The 24,827-nt window shown below is 57.1% G+C and carries 30 protein-coding genes; all 30 read right to left on the bottom strand.

The features are described from left to right. Positions 1 to 7: 7 nt before the first annotated feature. On the bottom strand, positions 8 to 1,339 hold the full coding sequence (gene secY, locus WF331_RS13200; protein ID WP_003255459.1) for a preprotein translocase subunit SecY: 1,332 nt from the start codon (positions 1,337 to 1,339) through the stop codon (positions 8 to 10). Continuing rightward, positions 1,340 to 1,774: a 50S ribosomal protein L15 gene (rplO, locus tag WF331_RS13205; RefSeq protein WP_003255461.1), complete on the bottom strand. Its 435-nt coding sequence runs from the start codon at positions 1,772 to 1,774 to the stop codon at positions 1,340 to 1,342. Between the two features lie 3 nt (positions 1,775 to 1,777). Next, positions 1,778 to 1,954, bottom strand: coding sequence for a 50S ribosomal protein L30 (gene rpmD, locus WF331_RS13210; protein ID WP_016497744.1), 177 nt, complete (start codon positions 1,952 to 1,954; stop codon positions 1,778 to 1,780). 2 nt (positions 1,955 to 1,956) lie between these two features. Beyond that, a complete protein-coding gene (rpsE, locus tag WF331_RS13215; RefSeq protein ID WP_003255465.1) occupies positions 1,957 to 2,457 on the bottom strand; it encodes a 30S ribosomal protein S5 in 501 nt (166 codons plus the stop codon). 3 nt (positions 2,458 to 2,460) lie between these two features. Then, entirely contained in the window at positions 2,461 to 2,811 is a 351-nt protein-coding gene (rplR, locus tag WF331_RS13220) for a 50S ribosomal protein L18 (protein WP_003255467.1), read from the bottom strand. Positions 2,812 to 2,821: 10 nt separating this feature from the next. Then, the gene (rplF, locus tag WF331_RS13225) at positions 2,822 to 3,355 is read right to left on the bottom strand and encodes a 50S ribosomal protein L6 (protein ID WP_003255469.1); all 534 of its coding nucleotides are present in this window, start codon (positions 3,353 to 3,355) and stop codon (positions 2,822 to 2,824) included. A gap of 12 nt (positions 3,356 to 3,367) precedes the next feature. Beyond that, positions 3,368 to 3,760, bottom strand: a complete 393-nt coding sequence (gene rpsH / locus WF331_RS13230) for a 30S ribosomal protein S8 (RefSeq protein WP_003255471.1) — start codon at positions 3,758 to 3,760, stop codon at positions 3,368 to 3,370. Between the two features lie 209 nt (positions 3,761 to 3,969). Next, a complete protein-coding gene (rpsN, locus tag WF331_RS13235; protein WP_009681970.1) occupies positions 3,970 to 4,275 on the bottom strand; it encodes a 30S ribosomal protein S14 in 306 nt (101 codons plus the stop codon). 13 nt (positions 4,276 to 4,288) lie between these two features. Continuing rightward, a complete protein-coding gene (gene rplE / locus WF331_RS13240; protein WP_003255474.1) occupies positions 4,289 to 4,828 on the bottom strand; it encodes a 50S ribosomal protein L5 in 540 nt (179 codons plus the stop codon). 20 nt (positions 4,829 to 4,848) lie between these two features. Beyond that, on the bottom strand, positions 4,849 to 5,163 hold the full coding sequence (gene rplX, locus WF331_RS13245) for a 50S ribosomal protein L24 (protein WP_003255476.1): 315 nt from the start codon (positions 5,161 to 5,163) through the stop codon (positions 4,849 to 4,851). 11 nt (positions 5,164 to 5,174) lie between these two features. Continuing rightward, complete coding sequence (rplN, locus tag WF331_RS13250; RefSeq protein WP_002555479.1) at positions 5,175 to 5,543, bottom strand: 50S ribosomal protein L14; 369 nt, start codon at positions 5,541 to 5,543, stop codon at positions 5,175 to 5,177. A gap of 23 nt (positions 5,544 to 5,566) precedes the next feature. After that, entirely contained in the window at positions 5,567 to 5,833 is a 267-nt protein-coding gene (rpsQ, locus tag WF331_RS13255; RefSeq protein WP_023534981.1) for a 30S ribosomal protein S17, read from the bottom strand. A 2-nt stretch (positions 5,834 to 5,835) separates the two neighbouring features. Next, positions 5,836 to 6,027, bottom strand: coding sequence for a 50S ribosomal protein L29 (rpmC, locus tag WF331_RS13260; protein ID WP_002555481.1), 192 nt, complete (start codon positions 6,025 to 6,027; stop codon positions 5,836 to 5,838). Continuing rightward, positions 6,027 to 6,440: a 50S ribosomal protein L16 gene (rplP, locus tag WF331_RS13265; RefSeq protein WP_003255479.1), complete on the bottom strand. Its 414-nt coding sequence runs from the start codon at positions 6,438 to 6,440 to the stop codon at positions 6,027 to 6,029. Before rplP ends, rpmC begins: the two co-directional genes overlap by 1 nt. A 12-nt stretch (positions 6,441 to 6,452) precedes the next feature. After that, on the bottom strand, positions 6,453 to 7,139 hold the full coding sequence (gene rpsC, locus WF331_RS13270) for a 30S ribosomal protein S3 (RefSeq protein WP_003255481.1): 687 nt from the start codon (positions 7,137 to 7,139) through the stop codon (positions 6,453 to 6,455). 13 nt (positions 7,140 to 7,152) lie between these two features. Beyond that, the gene (gene rplV / locus WF331_RS13275; RefSeq protein ID WP_003103908.1) at positions 7,153 to 7,485 is read right to left on the bottom strand and encodes a 50S ribosomal protein L22; all 333 of its coding nucleotides are present in this window, start codon (positions 7,483 to 7,485) and stop codon (positions 7,153 to 7,155) included. Positions 7,486 to 7,496: 11 nt separating this feature from the next. Next, positions 7,497 to 7,772 carry a 30S ribosomal protein S19 gene (rpsS, locus tag WF331_RS13280; RefSeq protein WP_003255482.1) on the bottom strand — a complete coding sequence of 92 codons (276 nt, stop codon included), beginning with the start codon at positions 7,770 to 7,772 and terminating at the stop codon, positions 7,497 to 7,499. Positions 7,773 to 7,788: 16 nt separating this feature from the next. After that, complete coding sequence (rplB, locus tag WF331_RS13285) at positions 7,789 to 8,613, bottom strand: 50S ribosomal protein L2 (protein ID WP_008089816.1); 825 nt, start codon at positions 8,611 to 8,613, stop codon at positions 7,789 to 7,791. Positions 8,614 to 8,627: 14 nt separating this feature from the next. Continuing rightward, entirely contained in the window at positions 8,628 to 8,927 is a 300-nt protein-coding gene (rplW, locus tag WF331_RS13290) for a 50S ribosomal protein L23 (RefSeq protein WP_003255484.1), read from the bottom strand. Continuing rightward, on the bottom strand, positions 8,924 to 9,526 hold the full coding sequence (gene rplD, locus WF331_RS13295; protein WP_003255485.1) for a 50S ribosomal protein L4: 603 nt from the start codon (positions 9,524 to 9,526) through the stop codon (positions 8,924 to 8,926). The genes rplW and rplD overlap by 4 nt, the downstream gene beginning before the upstream one ends. A 12-nt stretch (positions 9,527 to 9,538) precedes the next feature. Continuing rightward, positions 9,539 to 10,174 (bottom strand): 50S ribosomal protein L3, encoded by a 636-nt coding sequence (gene rplC, locus WF331_RS13300; RefSeq protein ID WP_003257089.1) that lies wholly within the window; start codon positions 10,172 to 10,174, stop codon positions 9,539 to 9,541. Between the two features lie 80 nt (positions 10,175 to 10,254). Continuing rightward, entirely contained in the window at positions 10,255 to 10,566 is a 312-nt protein-coding gene (gene rpsJ, locus WF331_RS13305) for a 30S ribosomal protein S10 (RefSeq protein ID WP_003186070.1), read from the bottom strand. Between the two features lie 142 nt (positions 10,567 to 10,708). Beyond that, positions 10,709 to 11,902 carry an elongation factor Tu gene (tuf, locus tag WF331_RS13310; protein ID WP_016497741.1) on the bottom strand — a complete coding sequence of 398 codons (1,194 nt, stop codon included), beginning with the start codon at positions 11,900 to 11,902 and terminating at the stop codon, positions 10,709 to 10,711. Positions 11,903 to 11,929: 27 nt separating this feature from the next. Next, on the bottom strand, positions 11,930 to 14,074 hold the full coding sequence (gene fusA / locus WF331_RS13315; RefSeq protein ID WP_016484652.1) for an elongation factor G: 2,145 nt from the start codon (positions 14,072 to 14,074) through the stop codon (positions 11,930 to 11,932). Positions 14,075 to 14,104: 30 nt separating this feature from the next. Further along, positions 14,105 to 14,575: a 30S ribosomal protein S7 gene (rpsG, locus tag WF331_RS13320; protein WP_008089143.1), complete on the bottom strand. Its 471-nt coding sequence runs from the start codon at positions 14,573 to 14,575 to the stop codon at positions 14,105 to 14,107. Positions 14,576 to 14,681: 106 nt separating this feature from the next. Beyond that, positions 14,682 to 15,053, bottom strand: coding sequence for a 30S ribosomal protein S12 (rpsL, locus tag WF331_RS13325; RefSeq protein WP_003255492.1), 372 nt, complete (start codon positions 15,051 to 15,053; stop codon positions 14,682 to 14,684). Positions 15,054 to 15,264: 211 nt separating this feature from the next. Then, positions 15,265 to 19,464, bottom strand: coding sequence for a DNA-directed RNA polymerase subunit beta' (rpoC, locus tag WF331_RS13330; RefSeq protein WP_016497743.1), 4,200 nt, complete (start codon positions 19,462 to 19,464; stop codon positions 15,265 to 15,267). 64 nt (positions 19,465 to 19,528) lie between these two features. Further along, positions 19,529 to 23,602, bottom strand: a complete 4,074-nt coding sequence (gene rpoB / locus WF331_RS13335; protein WP_016484650.1) for a DNA-directed RNA polymerase subunit beta — start codon at positions 23,600 to 23,602, stop codon at positions 19,529 to 19,531. Positions 23,603 to 23,822: 220 nt separating this feature from the next. Further along, positions 23,823 to 24,188 (bottom strand): 50S ribosomal protein L7/L12, encoded by a 366-nt coding sequence (gene rplL, locus WF331_RS13340; RefSeq protein WP_007957596.1) that lies wholly within the window; start codon positions 24,186 to 24,188, stop codon positions 23,823 to 23,825. A 77-nt stretch (positions 24,189 to 24,265) separates the two neighbouring features. Then, the gene (rplJ, locus tag WF331_RS13345; RefSeq protein ID WP_016497742.1) at positions 24,266 to 24,766 is read right to left on the bottom strand and encodes a 50S ribosomal protein L10; all 501 of its coding nucleotides are present in this window, start codon (positions 24,764 to 24,766) and stop codon (positions 24,266 to 24,268) included. Positions 24,767 to 24,827: the final 61 nt, after the last annotated feature.

The following is a 24,827-nucleotide window of genomic DNA, read 5'->3' on the forward strand; positions in this document are numbered from 1 at the left end:
GGGCGTATCAACGCAGCAAACCGCTGCCGCCGTAGCCTTTCAGGTTGGCTTTCTTCATCAGGGATTCGTACTGGTGCGAAACGAGGTGCGATTGTACTTGGGACATGAAGTCCATCACAACCACTACCACAATCAGCAACGAGGTCCCGCCAAGGTAGAACGGCACATTTGCTGCCACCACCAGGAACTGGGGCAGAAGGCAGACGGCCATCATGTAAAGAGCACCGAACATGGTCAAACGAGTCAGAACGCCATCAATGTAGCGCGCAGACTGCTCACCAGGACGGATACCCGGAATAAAGGCACCGGACTTCTTCAGGTTTTCCGCTACGTCTTTCGGATTGAACATCAACGCTGTGTAGAAGAAGCAGAAGAAAATGATCCCTGCACTAAACAGCAAAATGTTCAACGGCTGACCAGGAGCGATCGACTGCGAGATGTCCTGCAGCCAGCCCATACCTTCGGACTGACCGAACCAGGCACCCAGCGAAGCCGGGAACAGCAAAATGCTGCTCGCGAAAATGGCCGGGATAACCCCCGCCATGTTCACTTTCAGCGGCAAGTGGCTGGTCTGCGCAGCAAAGACCTTACGGCCCTGCTGACGCTTGGCGTAGTGAACGGCGATACGACGCTGACCACGCTCAATGAACACCACAAAACCGATAATCGCTACTGCCAGCAAACCGATTGCGACCAGGGCGAAAATGTTGATATCGCCTGTGCGTGCAGACTCGAAAGACTGCCCGATTGCTCTCGGAAGACCGGCAACGATACCTGCGAAGATCAACATCGAGATACCGTTGCCCACACCGCGCTCGGTGATCTGCTCGCCCAGCCACATCATGAACATCGCGCCTGCCACGAAAGTGGAGACGGCAACGACATGGAAGCCCAGGCCCGCAGAAAACGCCACGCCCTGGTTGGCCAGGCCAATGGACATGCCAATGGCTTGAACCAGTGCCAGGATAACGGTGCCGTAGCGGGTGTACTGGCTGATCTTGCGACGGCCAGCTTCACCTTCCTTCTTCAACTGCTCCAGTTGCGGGCTGACCGCCGTCATCAGCTGCATGATGATCGATGCCGAAATGTACGGCATGATCCCCAGTGCAAAGATGCTCATGCGCTCAAGCGCGCCACCGGAAAACATGTTGAACAAGCTAAGAATGGTCCCCTCATTCTGCCGAAACAGATCCGCCAGACGGTCCGGATTGATGCCAGGAACCGGGATATGCGCACCTATCCGATAGACGATGATCGCCATGAACAGAAAGCGCAGACGAGCCCAGAGTTCCGACATCCCGCCCTTACCGAGCGAAGAGAGAGCACCTTGCTTAGCCATTTATTCCTCGAATTTGCCGCCAGCTGCTTCGATAGCCGCACGCGCACCCTTGGTGGCTGCGATGCCCTTGATGGTGACTGCGCGAGTAACTTCGCCAGACAGCATGATTTTCACACGCTGAATGTGCTGGTTGATCACGTTGGCATCCTTCAAGGATTGCACGGAGATCACGTCGCCTTCCACTTTGGCCAGCTCGGACAGACGCACTTCTGCGCGATCCATGGCTTTCAGGGAAACGAAGCCGAATTTCGGCAGACGACGGTGCAGCGGCTGTTGACCGCCTTCGAAGCCCGGAGCGATCGAACCACCCGAACGGGAGGTCTGACCTTTGTGGCCACGGCCGCCGGTCTTACCCAGACCGCTACCGATACCACGACCCGGACGATGCTTCTCGCGACGGGAACCCGGCGCTGGACTCAGATCATTGAGTTTCATCGATTAACCCTCGACGCGCAGCATGTAGTAAGCCTTGTTGATCATCCCGCGATTCTCGGGAGTATCCAGGACTTCTACAGTGTGACCGATGCGACGCAGACCCAGGCCCTTAACACACAGTTTGTGGTTAGGCAGACGGCCCGAGACGCTCTTGATCAGCGTTACTTTTACGGTTGCCATGATCAGAAGATCTCCTCGACGCTCTTGCCGCGCTTGGCAGCAATGGATTCAGGAGATTGCATGGCTTTCAGACCCTTGAAAGTGGCGTAAACCACGTTCACTGGGTTGGTCGAACCGTAGCACTTGGCCAGAACGTTCTGAACACCAGCAACTTCCAGGACAGCACGCATTGCGCCACCAGCGATGATACCGGTACCTTCCGAGGCAGGCTGCATGTAAACCTTCGAGGCGCCGTGGGCAGCCTTGGTGGCGTACTGCAGGGTGGTGCCCTTCAGGTCTACCTGGATCATGTTGCGGCGAGCAGCTTCCATGGCTTTCTGAATCGCAGCAGGTACTTCGCGCGATTTGCCACGGCCGAAGCCCACACGACCTTTACCATCACCAACCACGGTCAACGCGGTGAAGGTGAAGATACGGCCGCCTTTTACGGTCTTGGCAACGCGGTTAACCTGAACCAGCTTCTCGATGTAGCCTTCGTCGCGCTTTTGATCGTTATTTGCCATAACTTAGAACTCCAGCCCGCCTTCACGAGCAGCATCAGCCAGCGCTTTGACGCGGCCATGGTACTTGAAGCCGGAACGGTCAAAGGCAACTTGAGATACACCGGCGGCTTTCGCACGCTCAGCTACCAGCTTGCCAACCTTAGTGGCCGCGTCGATGTTGCCAGTGGCGCCATCACGCAGGTCTTTGTCCAAGGTCGAGGCGCTTGCCAGAACCTTGCTGCCGTCGGCCGAAATGACCTGGGCGTAGATGTGCTGCGAGGAGCGGAACACGCACAGGCGCACGACTTCGAGTTCGTGCATCTTGAGACGTGCTTTGCGAGCGCGACGCAGTCGAATAACTTTTTTGTCGGTCATTTACTAGGCCCTACTTCTTCTTGGCTTCTTTACGACGGACTACTTCGTCCGCGTAACGCACACCTTTGCCTTTGTAAGGCTCTGGCGGACGGAAGTCGCGGATTTCAGCGGCCACCTGACCTACCAGCTGCTTGTCGATACCCTTGATCAGGATGTCGGTCTGGCTAGGCGTTTCAGCGGTGATACCGGCTGGCAGTTCGTAGTCCACTGGGTGAGAGAAGCCCAGGGCCAGGTTCAGGACGGTGCCTTTAGCCTGTGCCTTGTAACCAACACCGACCAGCTGGAGCTTACGCTCGAAGCCTTGGCTTACGCCCTGGACCATGTTGTTAACCAGAGCGCGGGTGGTACCGGCCATGGCACGAGCTTGCTGGTCACCATTGCGAGCGACGAAACGCAGCTCACCAGACTCTTCGGTAACTTCAACAGACGAGTGAACGTTCAGTTCGAGAGTGCCCTTGGCACCCTTCACCGAAAGCTGCTGACCTGCGAATTTGACTTCGACACCGGACGGCAGCTTAACGGGGTTCTTAGCGACGCGAGACATGTCTATCCCCCCTTAGAACACTGTGCACAGAACTTCGCCGCCGACACCGGCAGCGCGCGCAGCGCGATCAGTCATCACACCTTTGTTGGTGGAGACAATAGACACGCCCAGACCGCCACGTACTTTCGGCAGATCGGTGACGGCCTTGTACTGGCGCAGGCCTGGACGGCTGGAGCGCTTCAGTTCCTCGATGACCGGACGGCCTTCGAAGTACTTCAGTTCGATCGACAGGGAAGGCTTGGCTTCACCAGTTACCTGGTAGCCAGCGATGTAACCTTCGTCCTTCAGAACTTTGGCAACCGCGACCTTCAGGGTAGAAGAAGGCATGCTTACGACGGACTTTTCAGCCATCTGGGCATTACGGATGCGAGTTAGCATGTCCGCTAACGGGTCCTGCATACTCATGGGCTAGATGCTCCTGATACAAGAATTATTAGCCTTGCGGCTATGACAACCACCTGAGCGGATTCGGTAAAAAACCCAGGCTCGGGTGAGCCGGTCATTCTAGACACAAGGCAGAAACGAAACAAGCCCCATATAGGGGCTTGTTTCTTGGCGAGGTCACCGGCGGTCGGAAGATTGCTCCCCTTCCACCGGGATCACACCGACAGCGATTACCAGGAGGCCTTGACCAGACCTGGTACGTCGCCGCGCATTGCAGCTTGACGCAGCATGTTACGGCCCAGGCCGAACTTACGGTATACACCGTGAGGACGACCGGTCAGGCGGCAACGGTTGCGCAGGCGCGAGGCGCTAGCGTCACGTGGCTGCTTCTGCAGAGCGACAACGGCAGCGAAACGCTCTTCTGGAGAGGCATTAACGTTGACGATGGTCGCTTTCAGCTCAGCACGCTTCTTAGCGAACTTGGCTACCGTCAGCTGACGCTTCAGCTCACGGTTTTTCATGCTCTTCTTGGCCATTTTCCTACTCCAATCAGTTGCGGAACGGGAACTTGAAAGCACGCAGCAGAGCGCGGCCTTCGTCGTCCGAACGAGCAGTGGTGGTCAGGGTGATGTCCAAACCGCGCAGAGCATCGATCTTGTCGTAATCGATTTCCGGGAAGATGATCTGCTCTTTCACGCCCATGCTGTAGTTGCCACGGCCATCGAAGGACTTGGCATTCAGGCCGCGGAAGTCGCGAACCCGAGGCAGGGAGATCGCCAGCAGGCGGTCCAGGAATTCGTACATCTTGTCGCTACGCAGGGTCACCTTGACACCGATCGGCCACCCTTCGCGGACTTTGAAGCCAGCGATGGATTTGCGAGCGAAAGTCACGACCGGCTTTTGACCGGTGATCTTTTCCAGGTCAGCTACTGCGTGCTCGATGACTTTCTTGTCGCCGATCGCTTCGCCCAGACCCATGTTCAGGGTGATTTTGGTAACGCGCGGAACTTCCATCACGTTCGACAGCTTAAGTTCTTCCTTAAGCTTAGGAGCGATTTCGTTCCGGTAAATCTCTTTCAGTCGTGCCATGGTCTTCTACCTAGCAGTGTTCAAGCATCAACCGCTTTTTGGGTCGACTTGAAGACACGAATTTTCTTACCGTCTTCTACTTTGAAACCAACGCGGTCAGCCTTGTTGGTTTCGCCGTTGAAGATGGCAACGTTGGAAGCGTGCAGAGGCGCTTCTTTCTCGACGATACCGCCCTGAACGCCCGCCATCGGGTTAGGCTTGGTATGACGCTTGACCAGGTTCACACCACCGATGACCAGACGGTCATCAGCGAGAACCTTCAGCACCTTACCGCGCTTACCTTTGTCTTTGCCGGCGATCACGATGATCTCGTCGTCACGACGAATCTTTTGCATGTCGGATCTCCTTACAGCACTTCAGGGGCGAGCGAGACGATCTTCATGAACTTCTCAGTACGAAGTTCACGGGTCACTGGCCCGAAGATGCGAGTGCCGATCGGCTCTTGCTTGTTGTTCAGCAGAACAGCAGCGTTGCCGTCGAAACGAATGATGGAACCGTCAGCGCGACGAACACCGTGACGGGTGCGCACGACAACAGCGGTCATCACTTGGCCTTTTTTGACCTTACCGCGCGGAATTGCTTCCTTGACAGTAACCTTGATGATGTCACCGATGCCGGCATAACGACGGTGCGAGCCGCCGAGCACCTTGATGCACATGACGCGACGAGCGCCGCTGTTATCGGCCACATCGAGCATGGATTGAGTCTGAATCATAAAATTTCTCCGACCCCTAGCCCTTAGACTTCAACAGCGCGTTCGAGGACTTCAACCAGTGCCCAGGACTTGGTCTTGGCCAGCGGACGGGTTTCGGTAATCGAAACCTTGTCGCCGATCTTGCACTGGTTGGTTTCGTCGTGCGCGTGCAGCTTAGTCGAACGCTTAACGTATTTACCGTAGATCGGGTGCTTTACGCGACGCTCGATCAGAACGGTGATGGTCTTGTCCATTTTGTCGCTGACGACACGGCCAGTCAGCGTACGGACGGTTTTTTCAGCTTCAGCCATGATCACTTACCTGCCTGCTGGTTGAGCACAGTTTTCACGCGAGCGATGTCACGCTTAACTTGCGAGAGCAGGTGCGACTGCCCCAACTGGCCAGTTGCTTTCTGCATACGCAGATTGAACTGGTCACGCAGCAAGCCGAGCAGTTGCTCGTTCAGCTGCTGTGCCGATTTTTCACGAAGTTCATTCGCTTTCATCACATCACCGTCCGCTTAACAAAGGAGGTGGCGAGAGGCAGCTTTGCAGCAGCCAGGGCGAAAGCTTCGCGCGCCAGCTCTTCAGAAACACCCTCGATCTCGTACAGGACTTTGCCTGGCTGGATCTGGGCAACCCAGTATTCCACGGAGCCCTTACCTTTACCCATACGAACCTCGAGAGGCTTCTTGGAGATCGGCTTGTCCGGGAACACACGGATCCAGATCTTGCCGCCACGTTTAACGTGACGGGTCAGCGCACGACGTGCGGACTCGATCTGGCGAGCGGTGAGGCGACCGCGAGCAACAGCTTTCAGGGCGAATTCGCCGAAGCTGACTTTGCTACCGCGCAGTGCCAGACCACGGTTGTGGCCGGTCATCTGCTTGCGGAATTTTGTACGCTTTGGTTGCAACATTTGGCGTACCCCTTACTTAGCAGCTTTTTTACGAGGCGCTGGTGCTTGTGGTTTCAGTTCTTCTTGGCGACCACCAATAACTTCGCCTTTGAAGATCCAAACCTTCACACCGATCACACCGTAAGTGGTGTGAGCTTCGTAGGTGTTGTAGTCGATATCGGCACGCAGGGTGTGCAGAGGCACACGACCTTCGCGATACCACTCGGTACGAGCAATCTCGGCACCGCCGAGACGACCGCTCACCTGGATCTTGATGCCCTTGGCACCAATACGCATGGCGTTCTGTACGGCGCGCTTCATGGCGCGACGGAACATTACGCGGCGTTCCAGCTGCTGAGCTACGCTCTGCGCAACCAGCATAGCGTCGAGTTCCGGCTTGCGGATCTCTTCGATGTTGATGTGCACAGGCACACCCATCTGCTTGGTCAGGTCCTGACGCAGCTTCTCAACATCTTCACCTTTCTTGCCGATAACGATACCGGGACGAGCAGTGTGGATGGTGATGCGTGCAGTTTGAGCCGGACGATGAATATCGATACGGCTTACGGACGCGCTTTTTAGTTTGTCTTGGAGGTACTCACGCGTTTTCAGATCCTTCAAGAGGTAATCTGCGTAAGTAGCACCGTCTGCGTACCAGACGGAGGTGTGCTCCTTGACGATTCCCAGGCGAATGCCAGTGGGATGTACTTTCTGACCCATCTGATCGACTCCGTTACTTGTCCGCAACCTTGACAGTGATATGGCAAGACCGCTTGACGATGCGATCAGCACGGCCTTTGGCACGTGGCATGATACGCTTCAGCGAACGCCCTTCGTTGACGAAGACGGTGGAGACCTTCAGGTCATCAACGTCTGCGCCTTCGTTGTGTTCGGCGTTGGCTACGGCCGACTCGAGGACTTTCTTCATGATTTCAGCGGCTTTTTTGCTGCTGAAGGCCAACAGGTTGAGCGCTTCGCCCACCTTCTTCCCGCGGATCTGGTCGGCGACCAAGCGGGCTTTCTGGGCGGAGATGCGAGCGCCCGACAACTTAGCGGCTACTTCCATTTCCTTACCCCTTAACGCTTGGCTTTCTTGTCAGCCACGTGCCCGCGATAGGTGCGGGTACCGGCGAACTCGCCCAGTTTGTGGCCGACCATGTCTTCGTTCACGAGAACTGGAACATGCTGGCGACCGTTGTGAACCGCGATGGTCAGACCGACCATTTGTGGCAGGATCATCGAGCGACGCGACCAGGTTTTAACTGGCTTGCGATCGTTCTTCTCCACCGCCACTTCGACCTTCTTCAACAGGTGAAGATCGATAAAAGGACCTTTTTTCAGAGAACGTGGCACTGTCGTATCCCTCTAGTTACTTGCGACGACGGACGATCATGTTGTCGGTACGCTTATTACCACGGGTTTTAGCACCCTTGGTTGGGAAGCCCCATGGCGATACCGGATGACGACCACCGGAGGTACGACCTTCACCACCACCATGTGGGTGGTCAACCGGGTTCATGGCAACGCCACGAACGGTTGGGCGAACGCCGCGCCAGCGTTTGGCACCTGCTTTACCCAGCGAACGCAGGCTGTGCTCGGAGTTCGAGACTTCGCCCAGGGTCGCACGGCACTCAGCCAGCACTTTACGCATTTCACCGGAACGCAGACGCAGAGTCACGTATACGCCGTCACGAGCGATCAGCTGAGCCGAAGCACCAGCGGAACGAGCGATCTGAGCACCTTTACCCGGCTTCAGTTCGACGCCGTGAATGGTGCTACCTACTGGGATGTTGCGCAGCTGCAGGGAGTTACCGGCCTTGATTGGGGCCAGGGCACCTGCGATCAGCTGGTCGCCAGCGCTCACGCCTTTAGGGGCGATGATGTAGCGACGCTCACCGTCTGCGTAGCACAGCAGGGCGATGTGAGCAGTACGGTTTGGATCGTATTCGATACGCTCGACAGTGGCTGGGATGCCATCTTTGTCGTTGCGACGGAAGTCGACCAGACGGTAATGCTGCTTATGACCACCACCAACGTGACGAGTGGTAATACGGCCATTGTTGTTACGACCACCAGACTTCGATTTCTTCTCGAGCAGCGGTGCGTGAGGAGCGCCTTTGTGCAGCTCCTTGTTGACCACCTTGACCACGAAACGGCGGCCAGGGGAAGTCGGTTTGCATTTAACGATTGCCATGATGCACCCCTTCCTTACTCAGCACTGCTGCTGAAATCGAGATCTTGGCCTGGCTGAAGGGAGACGATCGCCTTCTTCCAGTCATTGCGCTTGCCCAGACCACGTGCGGTACGCTTGGTTTTACCCAGAACGTTAACAGTCGACACGTTTTCAACTTTTACGTTGAACAGGCCTTCGACAGCTTTCTTGATTTCCAGCTTGGTTGCATCGGTAGCAACCTTGAATACGAACTGGCCTTTTTTCTCAGCCAGAACGGTAGCCTTCTCGGAAACGTGCGGGCCAAGGAGGACTTTAAATACGCGTTCCTGGTTCATCCCAGCAGCTCCTCGAATTTCTTCACGGCCGAGACAGTGATCAACACTTTCTCGTATGCGATCAGACTGACCGGGTCGGAACCCTGTACGTCACGTACATCGACGTGCGGCAGGTTGCGAGCAGCCAGGTACAGGTTCTGATCAACAGCGTCGGAGACGATCAGTACGTCGCTCAGACCCATGCCGTTCAGCTTGTTCAGCAGATCTTTGGTTTTCGGTGCTTCAACAGCGAAGTCCTGAACCACGACCAGACGGTCGCTACGCACCAGCTCAGCGAGGATGGAGCGCAGAGCTGCGCGGTACATCTTCTTGTTGAGCTTCTGCGAGTGATCTTGAGGGCGAGCTGCGAAGGTTACACCACCGCCACGCCAGATCGGACCACGAGTGGTACCAGCACGAGCACGACCAGTACCCTTCTGACGCCATGGGCGCTTACCGCCACCAGCCACGTCGGAACGGGTCTTTTGCTGCTTGGTGCCCTGACGGCCGCCGGCCATGTAGGCCACGACTGCTTGGTGAACCAGCGTCTCGTTGAATTCGCCACCGAAAGTCAGTTCGGAAACTTCGATCGCCTGAGCGTCATTTACATTGAGTTGCATGTCAGTTTCCCCTTAACCGCGAGCCTTGACAGCTGGACGTACAACCACGTCGCCGCCAGTAGCGCCAGGAACGGCACCCTTGACGAGCAGCAGGTTGCGTTCAGCGTCTACGCGAACTACTTCCAGGGACTGAACAGTCACGCGCTCGGCGCCCATGTGACCGGACATTTTCTTGCCCTTGAACACACGACCAGGAGTCTGGCACTGGCCGATGGAACCAGGCACACGGTGCGACACGGAGTTACCGTGGGTGTTGTCCTGACCACGGAAGTTCCAGCGCTTGATGGTACCGGCGAAGCCTTTACCTTTGGACTGACCAGTAACGTCTACCAGCTGGCCTGCAGTGAAGAGTTCAGCTTTGATCAGATCGCCAGCCTGGAAATCGCCTTCTTCAAGACGGAACTCCCAAACACCGCGACCAGCGGCAACGTTAGCCTTGGCGAAGTGGCCTGCCTGAGCGGCAGTCACACGCGAAGCACGACGCTCGCCGACAGTGACTTGCACTGCACGGTAGCCATCGGTTTCCTCAGTTTTGAACTGGGTGACGCGATTCGGTTCGATCTCAATGACCGTGACCGGAATGGAGACACCTTCTTCGGTGAAAATGCGGGTCATACCGCATTTGCGACCGATTACACCAATAGTCATGTTGTAAACCTCATGAGTGTACGGGGCTTTCACCCGCTATGGCCGCCCATTTCAGAGCGTTACACGACTAGACCGAAGTCTTAGCCGAGGCTGATCTGAACTTCCACACCTGCCGCCAGATCAAGCTTCATCAGCGCGTCAACGGTTTTATCCGTTGGCTGGACGATGTCCAGAACACGCTTATGAGTGCGAATCTCGTACTGGTCACGCGCGTCTTTGTTGACGTGCGGGGAGACCAGAACGGTGAAACGCTCTTTGCGGGTAGGCAGTGGAATCGGACCACGCACTTGTGCACCAGTACGTTTCGCGGTTTCCACGATTTCCTGGGTGGATTGGTCGATCAGGCGATGGTCGAAAGCCTTCAACCTGATACGGATTTGCTGATTTTGCATTGGATTTCAGACTCCAGGCTGTTCCCAACGGACGCACTACGCCCGCTAAAAGGAGGCGTGATTCTATAGACGCCCCAATTTAGTGTCAACCCAATAAAAAAAGCCCCCGCTGAGCGGAGGCCTTTTTCAATCGGTCGAGTGATTACTCGATGATTTTGGCTACGACGCCGGCGCCGACGGTACGACCGCCTTCACGGATAGCGAAGCGCAGACCGTCTTCCATTGCGATGGTCTTGATCAGGGTAACAGTCATCTGAATGTTGTCACCTGGCATTACCATTTCAACGCCTTCCGGCAGTTCGCAGTTACCGGTCACGTCAGTGGTACGGAAGTAGAACTGAGGACGGTAGCCTTTGAAGAACGGAGTGTGACGACCGCCTTCTTCCTTCGACAGGACGTAGACTTCTGCGGTGAACTTGGTGTGCGGCTTGACCGAACCTGGCTTGACCAGAACCTGGCCACGCTCAACGTCGTCACGCTTGGTACCACGCAGCAGAACGCCGCAGTTCTCGCCAGCACGACCTTCGTCCAGCAGCTTGCGGAACATCTCAACACCGGTGCAGGTGGTGGTGGTGGTGTCACGCAGACCAACGATTTCCAGCGGATCCTGAACGCGGACGATACCACGCTCGATACGGCCGGTAACAACGGTACCACGACCCGAGATCGAGAATACGTCTTCGATTGGCATCAGGAACGGCTTGTCGATAGCGCGCTCTGGCTCTGGGATGTAGCTGTCCAGAGTTTCAACCAGACGCTTGACAGCGGTGGTGCCCATTTCGTTGTCGTCTTTGCCTTCCAGCGCCATACGAGCCGAACCGATGATGATCGGAGTGTCGTCGCCTGGGAAGTCATAGGTGGACAGCAGGTCGCGAACTTCCATCTCGACCAGTTCCAGCAGCTCAGCGTCGTCTACCAGGTCAGCCTTGTTCAGGAAGACCACGATGTACGGAACGCCAACCTGACGGGACAGCAGGATGTGCTCACGGGTTTGTGGCATCGGACCATCGGCGGCCGAGCAAACCAGGATCGCGCCGTCCATCTGGGCAGCACCGGTGATCATGTTCTTCACGTAGTCAGCGTGACCTGGGCAGTCAACGTGAGCGTAGTGACGAATGTTCGAGTTGTACTCGACGTGAGCGGTGTTGATGGTGATACCGCGCGCTTTTTCTTCCGGAGCCGAGTCGATCTTGTCGAACTCAACGACTGCCGAACCGAAAACTTCGGAGCAGACGCGAGTCAGAGCTGCGGTCAGAGTGGTCTTACCGTGGTCAACGTGGCCGATAGTGCCGACGTTAACGTGGGGAAGGGAACGATCAAATTTTTCTTTAGCCACGACAGTGAACCTCTTGCCTAAAGGGGATTAGCCTTGTTTTTTAACGAGTGCTTCGACGATGTTCGACGGAGCTTCGGCGTATTTGGAGAATTCCATGGAGTAGCTTGCGCGACCCTGAGACATGGAACGAACGTCGGTTGCGTAACCGAACATCTCTCCGAGCGGTACTTCAGCGCGGACGACACGGCCAGAGACCGATTCATCCATACCCTGGACCAGACCACGACGACGGTTCAGGTCACCCATCACGTCACCCAGGTAGTCTTCCGGGGTTACAACTTCAACCTTCATGATCGGCTCGAGAACCACGCCACCGCCCTTCTGGGCCAGTTGCTTGGTCGCCATCGAAGCGGCGATTTTGAACGCCATTTCGTTGGAGTCGACGTCGTGATACGAACCATCGAATACCGCGGCCTTCAGGCCGATCAGAGGATAGCCGGCAACAACGCCGTTCTTCATCTGCTCTTCGATACCCTTCTGGATCGGGGCGATGAATTCCTTAGGAATCACACCACCAACGACTTCGTTGGAGAACACCAGACCTTCGGTGATGTTGCCTTTTTCGTCCTGATCTGGCTCCGAGAAACGGATCCAGCAGTGACCGAACTGACCACGACCGCCCGACTGACGAACGAACTTGCCTTCGATCTCGACGTTGGACTTGGTGATCTTCTCGCGGTACGAAACCTGCGGCTTGCCGATGTTGGCTTCGACGTTGAACTCGCGCTTCATGCGGTCAACGAGGATGTCCAGGTGCAGCTCACCCATGCCCGAGATGATGGTCTGACCAGTCTCTTCGTCGGTCTTGACGCGGAACGACGGGTCTTCCTGGGCCAGCTTGCCCAGTGCAATACCCATCTTCTCCTGGTCAGCCTTGGTTTTCGGCTCAACGGAGAGCGAAATGACCGGCTCTGGGAAGTCCATACGCTCAAGGATGATTGGCTTGTCGGCGTTGCACAGGGTTTCGCCCGTGGTCACGTCTTTCATGCCGATCAGTGCAGCGATGTCGCCAGCGCGCACTTCCTTGATCTCTTCACGCTGGTTGGCGTGCATCTGCACCATACGACCAACGCGCTCTTTCTTGCCCTTGACCGAGTTGATGACGGAGTCACCGGAGGTCAGAACGCCCGAGTAGACGCGAACGAAGGTCAGAGTACCCACGAACGGGTCAGTCGCGATCTTGAACGCCAGAGCCGAGAACGGCTCGTCGTCGTCAGCGTGACGCACGTCTTTACGAACAGCCGGATCTTCTTTGTCCAGCTCCTTGTCGTCCGGGTTGATACCCTGGATTGCAGGGATCTCGGTCGGAGCAGGCAGGTAGTCGATGACGGCGTCGAGAACCAGGGGAACACCCTTGTTCTTGAACGACGAACCGCAGACAGCCGGTACGATCTCGCTGGCCAGGGTGCGCGCGCGCAGACCGGCTTTGATCTCTTCGACGGTCAGCTCTTCGCCTTCCAGGTACTTGTTCATCAGCTCTTCGCTGGACTCGGCAGCCGCTTCAACCATGTTGGAGCGCCACTCTTGAGCCAGCTCCAGCATATCGGCAGGAATTTCTTCCTCGCGATAAGTGGTGCCTTTGTCGTCGTCGTTCCAGTAGATAGCCTTCATCTTGATCAGGTCGACCTGACCCTGGAAGTTATCTTCCGAACCGATGGCCAGCTGAACAGGAACCGGGGTGTGACCCAGACGGTTCTTGATCTGACCTACGACGCGCAGGAAGTTAGCACCGGCACGGTCCATCTTGTTCACGTAGACAACACGTGGAACGCCGTACTTGTTGGCCTGACGCCATACGGTTTCGGACTGAGGCTCGACGCCGGAGGTACCGCAGAACACAACGACCGCGCCGTCGAGTACGCGCAGCGAACGCTCTACTTCAATGGTGAAGTCAACGTGGCCGGGGGTATCGATAACGTTTACACGGTAGTTGTCATACTGACCAACAGAACCTTTCCAGAAGGTGGTAACGGCAGCGGAGGTAATGGTGATACCCCGCTCCTGCTCCTGCACCATCCAGTCGGTGGTCGCGGCGCCATCATGCACCTCGCCCATCTTGTGGCTCAGGCCTGTGTAGAACAGGATCCGCTCGGTAGTGGTGGTCTTGCCCGCGTCAACGTGGGCACAGATACCAATGTTACGGTAGCGGTTAATTGCTGTAGTACGAGCCATAAAGCCCTCGCAGAATGATTGATGCCTGAATTAGAAGCGGTAGTGCGAGAACGCTTTGTTGGCTTCAGCCATACGGTGAACGTCTTCACGCTTCTTGACTGCAGCACCTTTGCCTTCAGCGGCATCCAGCAGCTCGCCAGCCAGGCGCAGAGCCATCGACTTCTCGCCACGCTTGCGGGCGTAGTCTACGAGCCAGCGCATTGCCAGAGCATTACGACGGGATGGACGAACTTCAACCGGAACCTGGTAAGTGGCACCGCCGACACGACGGGACTTTACTTCGACCAGCGGAGCGATGGCGTCGAGAGCTTTCTCGAAGATTTCCAGGGGGTCGCTGTTCTTGCGCTCTTTGACCTTGTCCAGTGCACCGTAAACGATGCGCTCGGCCACGGCCTTCTTGCCGCTTTCCATCACGTGGTTCATGAACTTGGCGAGGATTTGGGATCCGTATTTAGGATCGTCCAGAATCTCACGTTTTGCTGCTACACGACGTCTTGGCATGATAAGCCCTCAAACGGTCTTCAGGTTAGCCCGGGACGCGGGTCTACGACCCCTGCCCGACCTTACTCTTATCGACTCAAAAAAATGGATATGTGCAAACGGCCGATTACTTCGGACGCTTGGTACCGTACTTCGAACGACCCTGGTTACGGCCTTTAACGCCCGAAGTATCCAGAGAGCCGCGAACGGTGTGGTAACGAACACCTGGCAAGTCTTTTACACGGCCGCCACGGATCAGGACGACGCTGTGCTCTTGCAGGTTGTGGCCTTCACCGCCGATGTACGAGGAAACCTCGAAACCGTTGGTCAGACGCACACGGCATACTTTACGCAGTGCCGAGTTAGGTTTTTTCGGCGTGGTGGTGTACACACGGGTGCACACGCCACGACGTTGCGGGCAGTTCTGCAGCGCAGGAACGTCGGATTTCTCGACCGAACGCTTACGCGGCTGACGTACCAGCTGGTTGATAGTTGCCATCTACTAGCTCCACTGATTGTCTTGCGACTCTATTGTCTTGCAAGAAAGCCAAAAATTGGCGAGACGGAGCCTCACCAAATTTAAGGGTACAAAAGTCTACGGAGGATCTTGCACCCAGTCAAGACAAGGCCCCGGCCCTCCTCGCCCGATCATCGGCAACAATTCATGTCACCGATGGCCGAGCGAGGCTTGCCGGGGCCCTGCCCTGTACTTAGTTACCGCTGGAGTTCAGCGCTTCGGTCAGTGCGGCTTCCACCTCACTGGCGCTTACACGCAGCGGTTTGTCGGCTTCACGGCGACGCTTGCGCTCGCTGTGGTAGGCCAGACCAGTACCCGCCGGGATCAGACGACCCACGACGACGTTCTCTTTCAGGCCGCGCAGGTAGTCGCGCTTGCCGGTTACCGCCGCTTCGGTCAGTACGCGGGTAGTTTCCTGGAAGGAAGCCGCGGAAATGAACGACTCGGTCGACAGCGACGCCTTGGTGATACCCAGCAGCACGCGAGTGAACTTCGAGATGAACTTGTCTTCGCCGGCGAGACGCTCGTTCTCGACCAGTACGTGAGTCAGTTCCATCTGGTCGCCCTTGATGAAGCTGGAATCGCCCGACTCCGAGATCTCGACCTTGCGCAGCATCTGACGCAGGATGGTCTCGATGTGCTTGTCGTTGATCTTAACGCCTTGCAGACGGTAAACGTCCTGGATCTCGTTGACGATGTACTTCGCCAGCGCGCTCACACCCAGCAGACGCAGGATGTCGTGCGGATCGCTCGGGCCGTCGGAGATAACTTCGCCGCGGTTTACCTGTTCGCCTTCGAAGACGTTCAGGTGGCGCCACTTCGGAATCAGCTCTTCGTACGGATCGCTACCGTCGGTCGGAGTGATGACCAGACGACGCTTGCCCTTGGTCTCTTTACCGAACGCGATGGTACCGCTGACTTCAGCCAGAATCGAGGCTTCTTTCGGACGACGCGCTTCGAACAAGTCAGCTACGCGTGGCAGACCACCGGTGATGTCACGGGTCTTCGACGTTTCTTGCGGGATACGCGCAATAACGTCACCAACACCGATCTGGGCACCGTCAGCAACACCCACCAAGGCGTTGGCCGGCAGGAAGTACTGCGCCGGTACGTCAGTACCTGGCAGGTACAGGTCCTTGCCATTGGCGTCGACCATCTTGATTGCCGGACGGATTTCCTTGCCTGCGGCAGGGCGATCCTTGACGTCCAGTACTTCAATGTTGGTCAGGCCGGTCAGTTCGTCTGTCTGACGCTTGATGGTGATGTTTTCTTCCATGCCCACGAAGGTCACGGTACCTTTCAGCTCGGTAACGATCGGGTGGGTGTGCGGGTCCCACTTGGCGACGATGGCGCCAGCTTCGACCTTTTCACCTTCCTTGACCGAAATCACCGCACCGTAAGGCAGCTTGTAACGCTCACGCTCACGACCGAATTCGTCGGCAATGGCCAGCTCACCGGAACGCGAAACAGCTACCAGGTTGCCATCGGCGCGCACGACATGCTTCAGGTTGTGCAGACGTACCATACCGCCGTTCTTCACCTGGACGCTGTCGGCAGCCGAAGTACGGCTTGCAGCACCACCGATGTGGAACGTACGCATGGTCAGCTGGGTACCTGGCTCACCGATCGACTGTGCAGCGATAACGCCGACAGCTTCACCGATGTTCACCTGGTGACCACGCGCCAGGTCACGACCGTAGCACTTGGCGCAGATACCGAAGCGGGTTTCGCAGTTGATCGGCGAACGCACGATAACTTCGTCGATGCTGTTCAGCTCGATGAACTCGACCCACTGCTCGTCTACCAGGGTACCGGCAGGAACGATGACGTCCTCGGTGCCTGGCTTGAACACGTCACGGGCGATGACACGGCCCAGTACACGCTCACCCAACGGCTCTACAACGTCACCGCCTTCAATGTGCGGAGTCATCAGCAAGCCCTGGTCGGTACCGCAGTCGATCTCGGTCACAACCAGGTCTTGCGCAACGTCTACCAGACGACGGGTCAGGTAACCGGAGTTCGCAGTCTTCAAGGCGGTATCCGCCAGACCTTTACGAGCACCGTGAGTCGAGATGAAGTACTGAAGTACGCTCAGACCTTCACGGAAGTTCGCGGTGATCGGCGTCTCGATGATCGAGCCGTCCGGCTTGGCCATCAGGCCACGCATACCGGCCAGCTGACGGATCTGGGCAGCGGAACCCCGCGCACCGGAGTCAGCCATCATGTACATCGAGTTGAAGGACTCTTGCTCGACTTCTTTGCCTTCGCGGTCGATGACTTTCTCTTTCGAGAGGTTGGCCATCATCGCCTTGGACACTTCGTCGTTCGCCTTCGACCACAAGTCGATGACCTTGTTGTACTTCTCGCCCTGGGTTACCAGGCCGGAGGCGTACTGGCTCTCGATTTCCTTCACTTCATCGGTAGCGCTGTTGATGATGCGCGCTTTCTCATCCGGGATGACAAAGTCGTTCACACCAATGGACACGCCAGAGATGGTGGAGTACGCGAAACCGGTGTACATCAGCTGGTCGGCGAAGATAACGGTCTCTTTCAGACCAACCACGCGGTAGCACTGGTTGATCAGCTTGGAGATCGCCTTTTTCTTCATCGGCTGGTTGACGACATCGTACGGCAGGCCTGCTGGCACAACCTGGAACAGCAGCGCACGGCCGACGGTGGTGTCGACGATACGGGTGTTCTTGGTCGAGCTGCCATCACGGTCATTCACGGTCTCGTTGATACGGACCTTGATTTTCGCGTGCAGCGCAGCTTCGCCGGCGCGGAATACGCGGTCGACTTCCTGCAGGTCGGCGAATACGCGACCCTCGCCCTTGGCGTTGATGGCTTCACGGGTCATGTAGTACAGACCCAGTACAACGTCCTGCGACGGAACGATGATTGGCTCACCGTTGGCTGGCGACAGAATGTTGTTGGTCGACATCATCAGCGCGCGCGCTTCGAGCTGAGCTTCCAGGGTCAGCGGCACGTGAACGGCCATCTGGTCACCGTCGAAGTCGGCGTTGTACGCGGCACAGACCAGCGGGTGAAGCTGGATGGCCTTACCTTCGATGAGCACAGGCTCGAACGCCTGGATACCCAGACGGTGAAGGGTCGGTGCACGGTTGAGCAGTACGGGGTGTTCGCGAATCACTTCAGCGAGAACGTCCCAGACCTCTGGCAGCTCGCGCTCGACCATCTTCTTGGCAGCTTTGATGGTGGTCGCCAGACCGCGCATTTCCAGCTTGCCGAAAATGAACGGCTTGAACAGCTCGAGGGCCATCTTCTTCGGCAGACCGCACTGGTGCAGACGCAGGGTCGGGCCTACGGTAATTACCGAACGACCAGAGTAGTCAACACGCTTACCGAGCAAGTTCTGACGGAAGCGACCTTGCTTACCTTTGATCATGTCGGCCAGGGACTTCAGCGGACGCTTGTTCGAGCCGGTGATGGCGCGACCGCGACGGCCGTTGTCCAGCAGGGCGTCGACCGCTTCCTGCAGCATGCGCTTTTCGTTGCGCACGATGATGTCCGGCGCGGACAGATCGAGCAGGCGCTTCAGACGGTTGTTACGGTTGATCACCCGACGATACAGGTCGTTCAGGTCGGAGGTCGCGAAGCGGCCGCCATCCAGCGGTACCAGCGGACGCAGGTCCGGCGGCAGTACTGGCAGTACGGTCAGGACCATCCACTCAGGCAGGTTGCCCGAGCCCTGGAAAGCTTCCATCAGCTTCAGGCGCTTGGACAGCTTCTTGATTTTGGTTTCCGAGTTGGTCTGCGGAATCTCTTCACGCAAGCGACCGATCTCGTGCTCCAGGTCGATAGCGTGCAGCAGCTCGCGGACAGCCTCGGCACCCATGCGGGCGTCGAAGTCGTCACCGAACTCTTCCAGCGCTTCGAAGTACTGCTCGTCGTTCAGCAGCTGACCCTTTTCAAGGGTGGTCATGCCTGGGTCGATAACGACGTAGCTCTCGAAGTAGAGAACCCGCTCGATATCACGCAGGGTCATGTCCATCAGCAGGCCGATACGGGACGGCAGCGACTTCAGGAACCAGATGTGGGCAACCGGCGAGGCCAGTTCGATGTGCGCCATGCGCTCACGACGAACCTTGGCCAGGGCAACTTCAACGCCGCACTTCTCGCAGATTACGCCGCGGTGCTTGAGGCGCTTGTACTTGCCGCACAGGCACTCGTAGTCCTTGACTGGGCCAAAGATCTTGGCGCAGAACAGGCCGTCACGCTCAGGTTTGAACGTACGGTAGTTGATGGTTTCCGGCTTCTTAACTTCACCGAACGACCACGAACGGATCATCTCAGGTGACGCCAGCCCGATACGGATGGCGTCGAACTCTTCGACTTGACCCTGGTTTTTCAGCAAATTCAGTAGGTCTTTCAAGGCCTTTCCTCCTGGCGGAGCAGGGAGCGGGCAATACCTGCCCCACTCCCCTTCGCGTCACGTGTTATTCGGTTTCCAGATCGATATCGATACCGAGCGAACGGATCTCTTTGATCAACACGTTGAAGGACTCGGGCATGCCCGGCTCCATACGGTGATCGCCATCCACGATGTTCTTGTACATCTTGGTACGGCCGTTCACGTCGTCCGACTTCACTGTGAGCATTTCTTGCAGGGTGTATGCCGCGCCGTATGCTTCCAGCGCCCACACTTCCATCTCCCCGAAACGCTGACCACCGAACTGCGCCTTACCACCCAGCGGCTGCTGGGTAACCAGGCTGTAGGAACCAGTGGAACGCGCGTGCATCTTGTCGTCCACCAAGTGGTTCAGCTTGAGCATGTACATGTAACCAACGGTCACTGGACGCTCGAACTTGTTGCCGGTACGGCCATCGAACAGCACCATCTGGCCGCTCTCTGGCAGATCGGCCAGCTTCAGCATGGCCTTGATCTCGCTTTCCTTGGCACCATCGAAGACCGGGGTAGCCATTGGCACGCCTTTCTTCAGGTTGTGGGCCAGGGCCAGGATCTCTTCGTCGGTGAACTCGGCGAGGTTTTCCTGACGACCACCGATCTCGTTGTAGACCTCGGTCAGGAATACGCGCAGCTCAGCGGCTTTGCGTTGCTCTTCGATCATGCGGTCGATCTTCTCGCCCAGGCCCTTGGCCGCGAGGCCCAGGTGGGTTTCAAGGATCTGACCAACGTTCATACGCGAAGGTACGCCCAGCGGGTTCAGTACGACGTCGACCGGAGTACCGTTGGCATCGTGCGGCATGTCTTCAACCGGCATGATTACCGAGACAACACCCTTGTTACCGTGACGACCAGCCATCTTGTCACCCGGCTGGATGCGACGGCGGATTGCCAGGTAGACCTTGACGATCTTCAGTACGCCAGGTGCCAGGTCATCGCCCTGCTGCAGCTTGCGCTTCTTGTCTTCAAACTTGTCGTCCAGCAGACGGCGACGGTCGACGATGTACTGCTGAGCCTTTTCCAGCTGCTCATTCAGTGCATCTTCAGCCATGCGCAGTTTGAACCACTGGCCGTGCTCCAGACCGTCCAGCACTTCGTCGGTGACCACGGTGCCTTTCTTCAGGCCCGCGCCACCGTCGACCACCTGGCCGTTCAGAGCAGAACGCAGACGTTCGAAGGTTGCGCCTTCGACGATGCGGAACTCTTCGTTGAGGTCCTTGCGGATCTCGTCCAGCTGCATCTTCTCGATGGCCAGGGCGCGGCTGTCGCGCTCGACGCCATCACGGGTGAAGACCTGCACGTCAATGACGGTACCCTTGGTGCCGGTTGGCACGCGCAGGGAGGTGTCTTTAACGTCACTGGCCTTCTCACCGAAGATGGCACGCAGCAGTTTTTCTTCCGGAGTCAGCTGGGTTTCGCCTTTTGGCGTGACCTTGCCAACCAGGATGTCGCCAGCGCCGACTTCAGCACCCACGTAAACGATACCGGCTTCGTCCAGTTTGTTCAGTGCAGCTTCACCCACGTTCGGGATGTCCGCAGTGATTTCCTCTGGGCCAAGCTTGGTGTCACGCGCCACACAGGTCAGTTCCTGAATGTGGATGGTGGTGAAGCGATCTTCCTGAACCACACGCTCGGACAGACAGATGGAGTCTTCGAAGTTGAAGCCGTTCCATGCCATGAACGCGATGCGCATGTTCTGACCCAGCGCCAGTTCACCCATGTCGGTGGACGGGCCGTCGGCCATGATGTCGCTACGCTGAACTTTGTCACCCTTGCTCACCAGCGGACGCTGGTTGATGCAGGTGTTCTGGTTCGAACGGGTGTACTTGGTCAGGTTGTAGATATCTACACCTGCTTCGCCGGTTTCCACTTCGTCGTCATTAACGCGAACAACGATACGGCTGGCGTCGACCGAGTCGATCACGCCACCACGGCGAGCTACCACGCAGACACCGGAGTCACGGGCAACGTTGCGCTCCATGCCGGTACCTACCAGCGGCTTGTCGGCACGCAGTGTCGGTACAGCCTGACGCTGCATGTTCGAACCCATCAACGCACGGTTGGCGTCGTCGTGCTCGAGGAACGGAATCAGCGACGCAGCAACAGAAACAACCTGCTTCGGCGAAACGTCCATCAGGGTGACGTCTTCCGGCGCCTTGACGGTGAATTCGTTCAGGTGACGAACAGCTACCAGCTCATCGATCAGTTGCTTCTTGTCGTTCATCGCGGCCGAAGCCTGGGCGATGACGTGGTCCGCTTCTTCAATTGCCGACAGGAACACGATGTCGTCGCTGACAACGCCTTCCTTCACCACGCGGTACGGGCTTTCCAAGAAGCCGTACTGGTTGGTGCGGGCATAGGCTGCCAGGGAGTTGATCAGACCGATGTTCGGACCTTCAGGGGTCTCGATCGGGCACACACGGCCGTAGTGGGTCGGGTGTACGTCACGGACTTCGAAGCCAGCACGCTCACGGGTCAGACCGCCCGGGCCGAGTGCAGAGACGCGGCGCTTGTGGGTGATCTCGGAGAGCGGGTTGTTCTGGTCCATGAACTGGGACAGCTGGCTGGAACCGAAGAACTCTTTCACCGCCGCCGCAACCGGCTTGGCGTTGATCAGGTCTTGCGGCATCAAGCCTTCGCTTTCCGCCATCGACAGACGTTCCTTGACCGCGCGCTCTACACGCACCAGGCCAACGCGGAACTGGTTTTCGGCCATCTCGCCGACGCAACGAACGCGACGGTTACCCAAGTGGTCGATGTCGTCGACGATGCCTTTGCCGTTACGGATATCGACCAGGGTCTTGAGGACCTCGACGATGTCTTCCTTGCTCAGCACGCCCGAACCTTCGATCTCGGTACGACCGATACGACGGTTGAACTTCATGCGGCCAACTGCGGACAGGTCGTAACGCTCGGCGCTGAAGAACAGGTTGTTGAACAGGGTCTCGGCAGCATCCTTGGTCGGCGGCTCGCCTGGACGCATCATGCGATAGATCTCGACCAGAGCTTCCAGCTGGTTGCTGGTGGTGTCGATCTTCAGTGTGTCGGAAATGAACGGACCGCAATCGATGTCGTTGGTGTACAGGGTCTCGATACGGACGACCTGTGCCTTGGCGACTTTGATCAGCAGATCGGTGGTCAGCTCGGTATTGCACTCGGCCAGGATCTCGCCAGTGGCCGGGTGCACGATGGCCTTGGCAGTGGTGCGACCCAGGACGTATTCCATTGGAACGTCCAGCTGCTTGACGCCGGCCTTCTCGAGCTGATTGATGTGGCGCGCAGTAATACGGCGGCCCTGCTCAACGATGACTTTGCCGGTTTCGTCATGGATGTCCATGACTGCAACTTCACCACGCAGACGCTGCGGTACCAGTTCCAGGCTGAGTTTTTCGCCGGAAATGTGGAACACGTTGGTGGTGTAGAAGGTGTTGAGCACTTCTTCAGTGCTGTAACCCAGGGCGCGCAGCAGCACCGACGCCGGCAGTTTGCGGCGACGGTCGATACGCACGAACACGCAGTCTTTCGGGTCGAACTCGAAGTCCAGCCACGAACCGCGGTAAGGGATGATGCGAGCGGAGTACAGCAGCTTGCCGGAGCTGTGAGTCTTGCCACGGTCGTGGTCGAAGAACACACCAGGCGAACGGTGCAGCTGGGAAACGATCACACGCTCGGTACCGTTGATAACGAAGGTACCGTTCTCAGTCATCAGGGGGATTTCACCCATGTAGACTTCTTGCTCTTTGATGTCCTTGATCGCTTTGTTCGACGATTCCTTGTCGAAGATGATCAGGCGCACCTTGACCCGCAGTGGGACCGCGAAGGTCACGCCACGCAGGACACATTCCTTAACATCGAAGGCAGGCTCGCCCAGGCGATAGCCTACGTACTCCAGGGCAGCATTGCCGGAGTAGCTGATGATCGGGAATACCGATTTGAAGGCCGCGTGCAGGCCGACGTCGCGGAACTGATCCTTGGATGCTCCCGCTTGCAGGAATTCGCGATACGAATCCAGCTGGATGGCCAGGAGGTAAGGCACATCCATGACGTCCGGCAACTTGCTAAAGTCCTTGCGGATACGTTTTTTCTCAGTGTATGAGTAAGCCATCAGCGTTCCCCAGCTTGGTCACCTGCTTGTTTGGCTTCTCCCGGCGGGAGCAGCCAGAAAATCGTGCAAACCCCTTGGTTTGCGCCACCCACGTGGGTGTCTTGCAGCTTGTTATCGGGGCCGGCTTGACCGACCGCCAATAACGGAAAAAGGCCGGTGGCATAAGCCACCAGCCATCAGCCTTGTGCTCAACGCTCAGGCTGGCATCGCAAAGTCGAGATTACTTCAGCTCGACTTTAGCGCCTGCTTCTTCCAGCTTCTTCTTAGCGTCTTCAGCGGCTTCTTTCGAAACGCCTTCAGCTACAACCTGAGGAGCGCCATCGACTTTCTCTTTGGCTTCTTTCAGGCCCAGACCGGTCAGCTCGCGAACGGCTTTAATCACGTTCACTTTCTTCTCGCCGGCTTCAACCAGAACAACGTTGAACTCGGTCTGCTCTTCAACAACAGCGGCAGCAGCAGCTGGGCCAGCAGCGGCAACAGCAGCGGTCACGCCGAAGGTTTCTTCCATTGCTTTGATCAGCTCAACAACTTCCAGAACGGTTTTCTGGCCGATTGCTTCGATGATTTGCTCGTTAGTCAGGGACATGACTTAAATCCTGTATTGGGGTGAAGGCCTACGCAGCCATCAAATTAAACAAATGATTTTGAAAGAGTTCGCGTGCCTTAGGCAGCGGTAGCTTCTTTCTGGTCGCGAATGGCTGCCAGAGTACGAGCCAGCTTGCTGGTGGCGCCTTGAATAACGCTCATCAGTCGTGCAATAGCTTCGTCGCGGGTCGGCAGGGTAGCCAACACGTCGATCTGGTTCGCTGCAATGAAATTGCCGTCAAACGCAGCTGCCTTGATCTCGAACTTGTCCTGACCCTTGGCGAACTCTTTGAACAGACGAGCAGCAGCGCCCGGGTGTTCGTTGGAGAAAGCAATCAGGGTCGGGCCTTTGAACGCGTCGCTGAGGATCGAAAATTCGGTGCCTTCAACAGCGCGCTTGAGCAGGGTGTTACGTACGACACGTACGTAAACGCCAGCCTCGCGGGCCTCTTTACGGAGTCCGGTCATTGCGCCTACAGTCACACCACGGGCATCAGCCACAACAGCGGACAGAGCGACTTTGGCAGCCTCGTTGACTTCAGCGACGATGGCCTTCTTGTCTTCGAGTTTAATTGCCACGGGTTTACTCCTGGTTTTTACCGTTTCATCTGGCCGAAGCCGGATGTCGTTTTGGTGTCTG

Origin of the sequence: Pseudomonas sp. YNh (genome assembly GCF_037993085.1) — a bacterium.
GTDB lineage: Bacteria > Pseudomonadota > Gammaproteobacteria > Pseudomonadales > Pseudomonadaceae > Aquipseudomonas > Aquipseudomonas putida.

Excerpts from the sequence above, each read along its gene's own strand:
- rpsE (WP_003255465.1), bottom strand. The coding sequence starts at position 2,457 with ATGGCAAATAACGATCAAAAGCGCGACGAAGGCTACATCGAGAAGCTG.
- rplC (WP_003257089.1), bottom strand. The coding sequence starts at position 10,174 with ATGACTATTGGTGTAATCGGTCGCAAATGCGGTATGACCCGCATTTTC.
- rplW (WP_003255484.1), bottom strand. The coding sequence starts at position 8,927 with ATGAACCAGGAACGCGTATTTAAAGTCCTCCTTGGCCCGCACGTTTCC.
- rplF (WP_003255469.1), bottom strand. The coding sequence starts at position 3,355 with ATGTCTCGCGTCGCTAAGAACCCCGTTAAGCTGCCGTCCGGTGTCGAA.
- rpoB (WP_016484650.1), bottom strand. The coding sequence starts at position 23,602 with ATGGCTTACTCATACACTGAGAAAAAACGTATCCGCAAGGACTTTAGC.
- rpmD (WP_016497744.1), bottom strand. The coding sequence starts at position 1,954 with ATGGCAACCGTAAAAGTAACGCTGATCAAGAGCGTCTCGGGCCGTCTG.
- rplO (WP_003255461.1), bottom strand. The coding sequence starts at position 1,774 with ATGAAACTCAATGATCTGAGTCCAGCGCCGGGTTCCCGTCGCGAGAAG.
- rplX (WP_003255476.1), bottom strand. The coding sequence starts at position 5,163 with ATGCAAAAGATTCGTCGTGACGACGAGATCATCGTGATCGCCGGCAAA.
- rplL (WP_007957596.1), bottom strand. The coding sequence starts at position 24,188 with ATGTCCCTGACTAACGAGCAAATCATCGAAGCAATCGGCCAGAAAACC.
- rpsC (WP_003255481.1), bottom strand. The coding sequence starts at position 7,139 with ATGGGTCAGAAAGTACATCCCACTGGCATTCGCCTGGGAATCGTCAAG.
- rplR (WP_003255467.1), bottom strand. The coding sequence starts at position 2,811 with ATGACCGACAAAAAAGTTATTCGACTGCGTCGCGCTCGCAAAGCACGT.
- rpsL (WP_003255492.1), bottom strand. The coding sequence starts at position 15,053 with ATGGCAACTATCAACCAGCTGGTACGTCAGCCGCGTAAGCGTTCGGTC.
- rpmC (WP_002555481.1), bottom strand. The coding sequence starts at position 6,027 with ATGAAAGCGAATGAACTTCGTGAAAAATCGGCACAGCAGCTGAACGAG.
- rpsN (WP_009681970.1), bottom strand. The coding sequence starts at position 4,275 with ATGGCCAAGAAGAGCATGAAAAACCGTGAGCTGAAGCGTCAGCTGACG.
- rpsJ (WP_003186070.1), bottom strand. The coding sequence starts at position 10,566 with ATGCAAAATCAGCAAATCCGTATCAGGTTGAAGGCTTTCGACCATCGC.
- rplD (WP_003255485.1), bottom strand. The coding sequence starts at position 9,526 with ATGCAACTCAATGTAAATGACGCTCAGGCGATCGAAGTTTCCGAACTG.
- rpsG (WP_008089143.1), bottom strand. The coding sequence starts at position 14,575 with ATGCCAAGACGTCGTGTAGCAGCAAAACGTGAGATTCTGGACGATCCT.
- rpsH (WP_003255471.1), bottom strand. The coding sequence starts at position 3,760 with ATGAGTATGCAGGACCCGTTAGCGGACATGCTAACTCGCATCCGTAAT.
- rplN (WP_002555479.1), bottom strand. The coding sequence starts at position 5,543 with ATGATTCAGACTCAATCCATGCTCGATGTGGCCGATAACAGCGGCGCT.
- rplE (WP_003255474.1), bottom strand. The coding sequence starts at position 4,828 with ATGGCACGACTGAAAGAGATTTACCGGAACGAAATCGCTCCTAAGCTT.
- rplP (WP_003255479.1), bottom strand. The coding sequence starts at position 6,440 with ATGTTGCAACCAAAGCGTACAAAATTCCGCAAGCAGATGACCGGCCAC.
- rplB (WP_008089816.1), bottom strand. The coding sequence starts at position 8,613 with ATGGCAATCGTTAAATGCAAACCGACTTCCCCTGGCCGCCGTTTCGTG.
- fusA (WP_016484652.1), bottom strand. The coding sequence starts at position 14,074 with ATGGCTCGTACTACAGCAATTAACCGCTACCGTAACATTGGTATCTGT.
- secY (WP_003255459.1), bottom strand. The coding sequence starts at position 1,339 with ATGGCTAAGCAAGGTGCTCTCTCTTCGCTCGGTAAGGGCGGGATGTCG.
- rpsQ (WP_023534981.1), bottom strand. The coding sequence starts at position 5,833 with ATGGCTGAAGCTGAAAAAACCGTCCGTACGCTGACTGGCCGTGTCGTC.
- rplV (WP_003103908.1), bottom strand. The coding sequence starts at position 7,485 with ATGGAAGTAGCCGCTAAGTTGTCGGGCGCTCGCATCTCCGCCCAGAAA.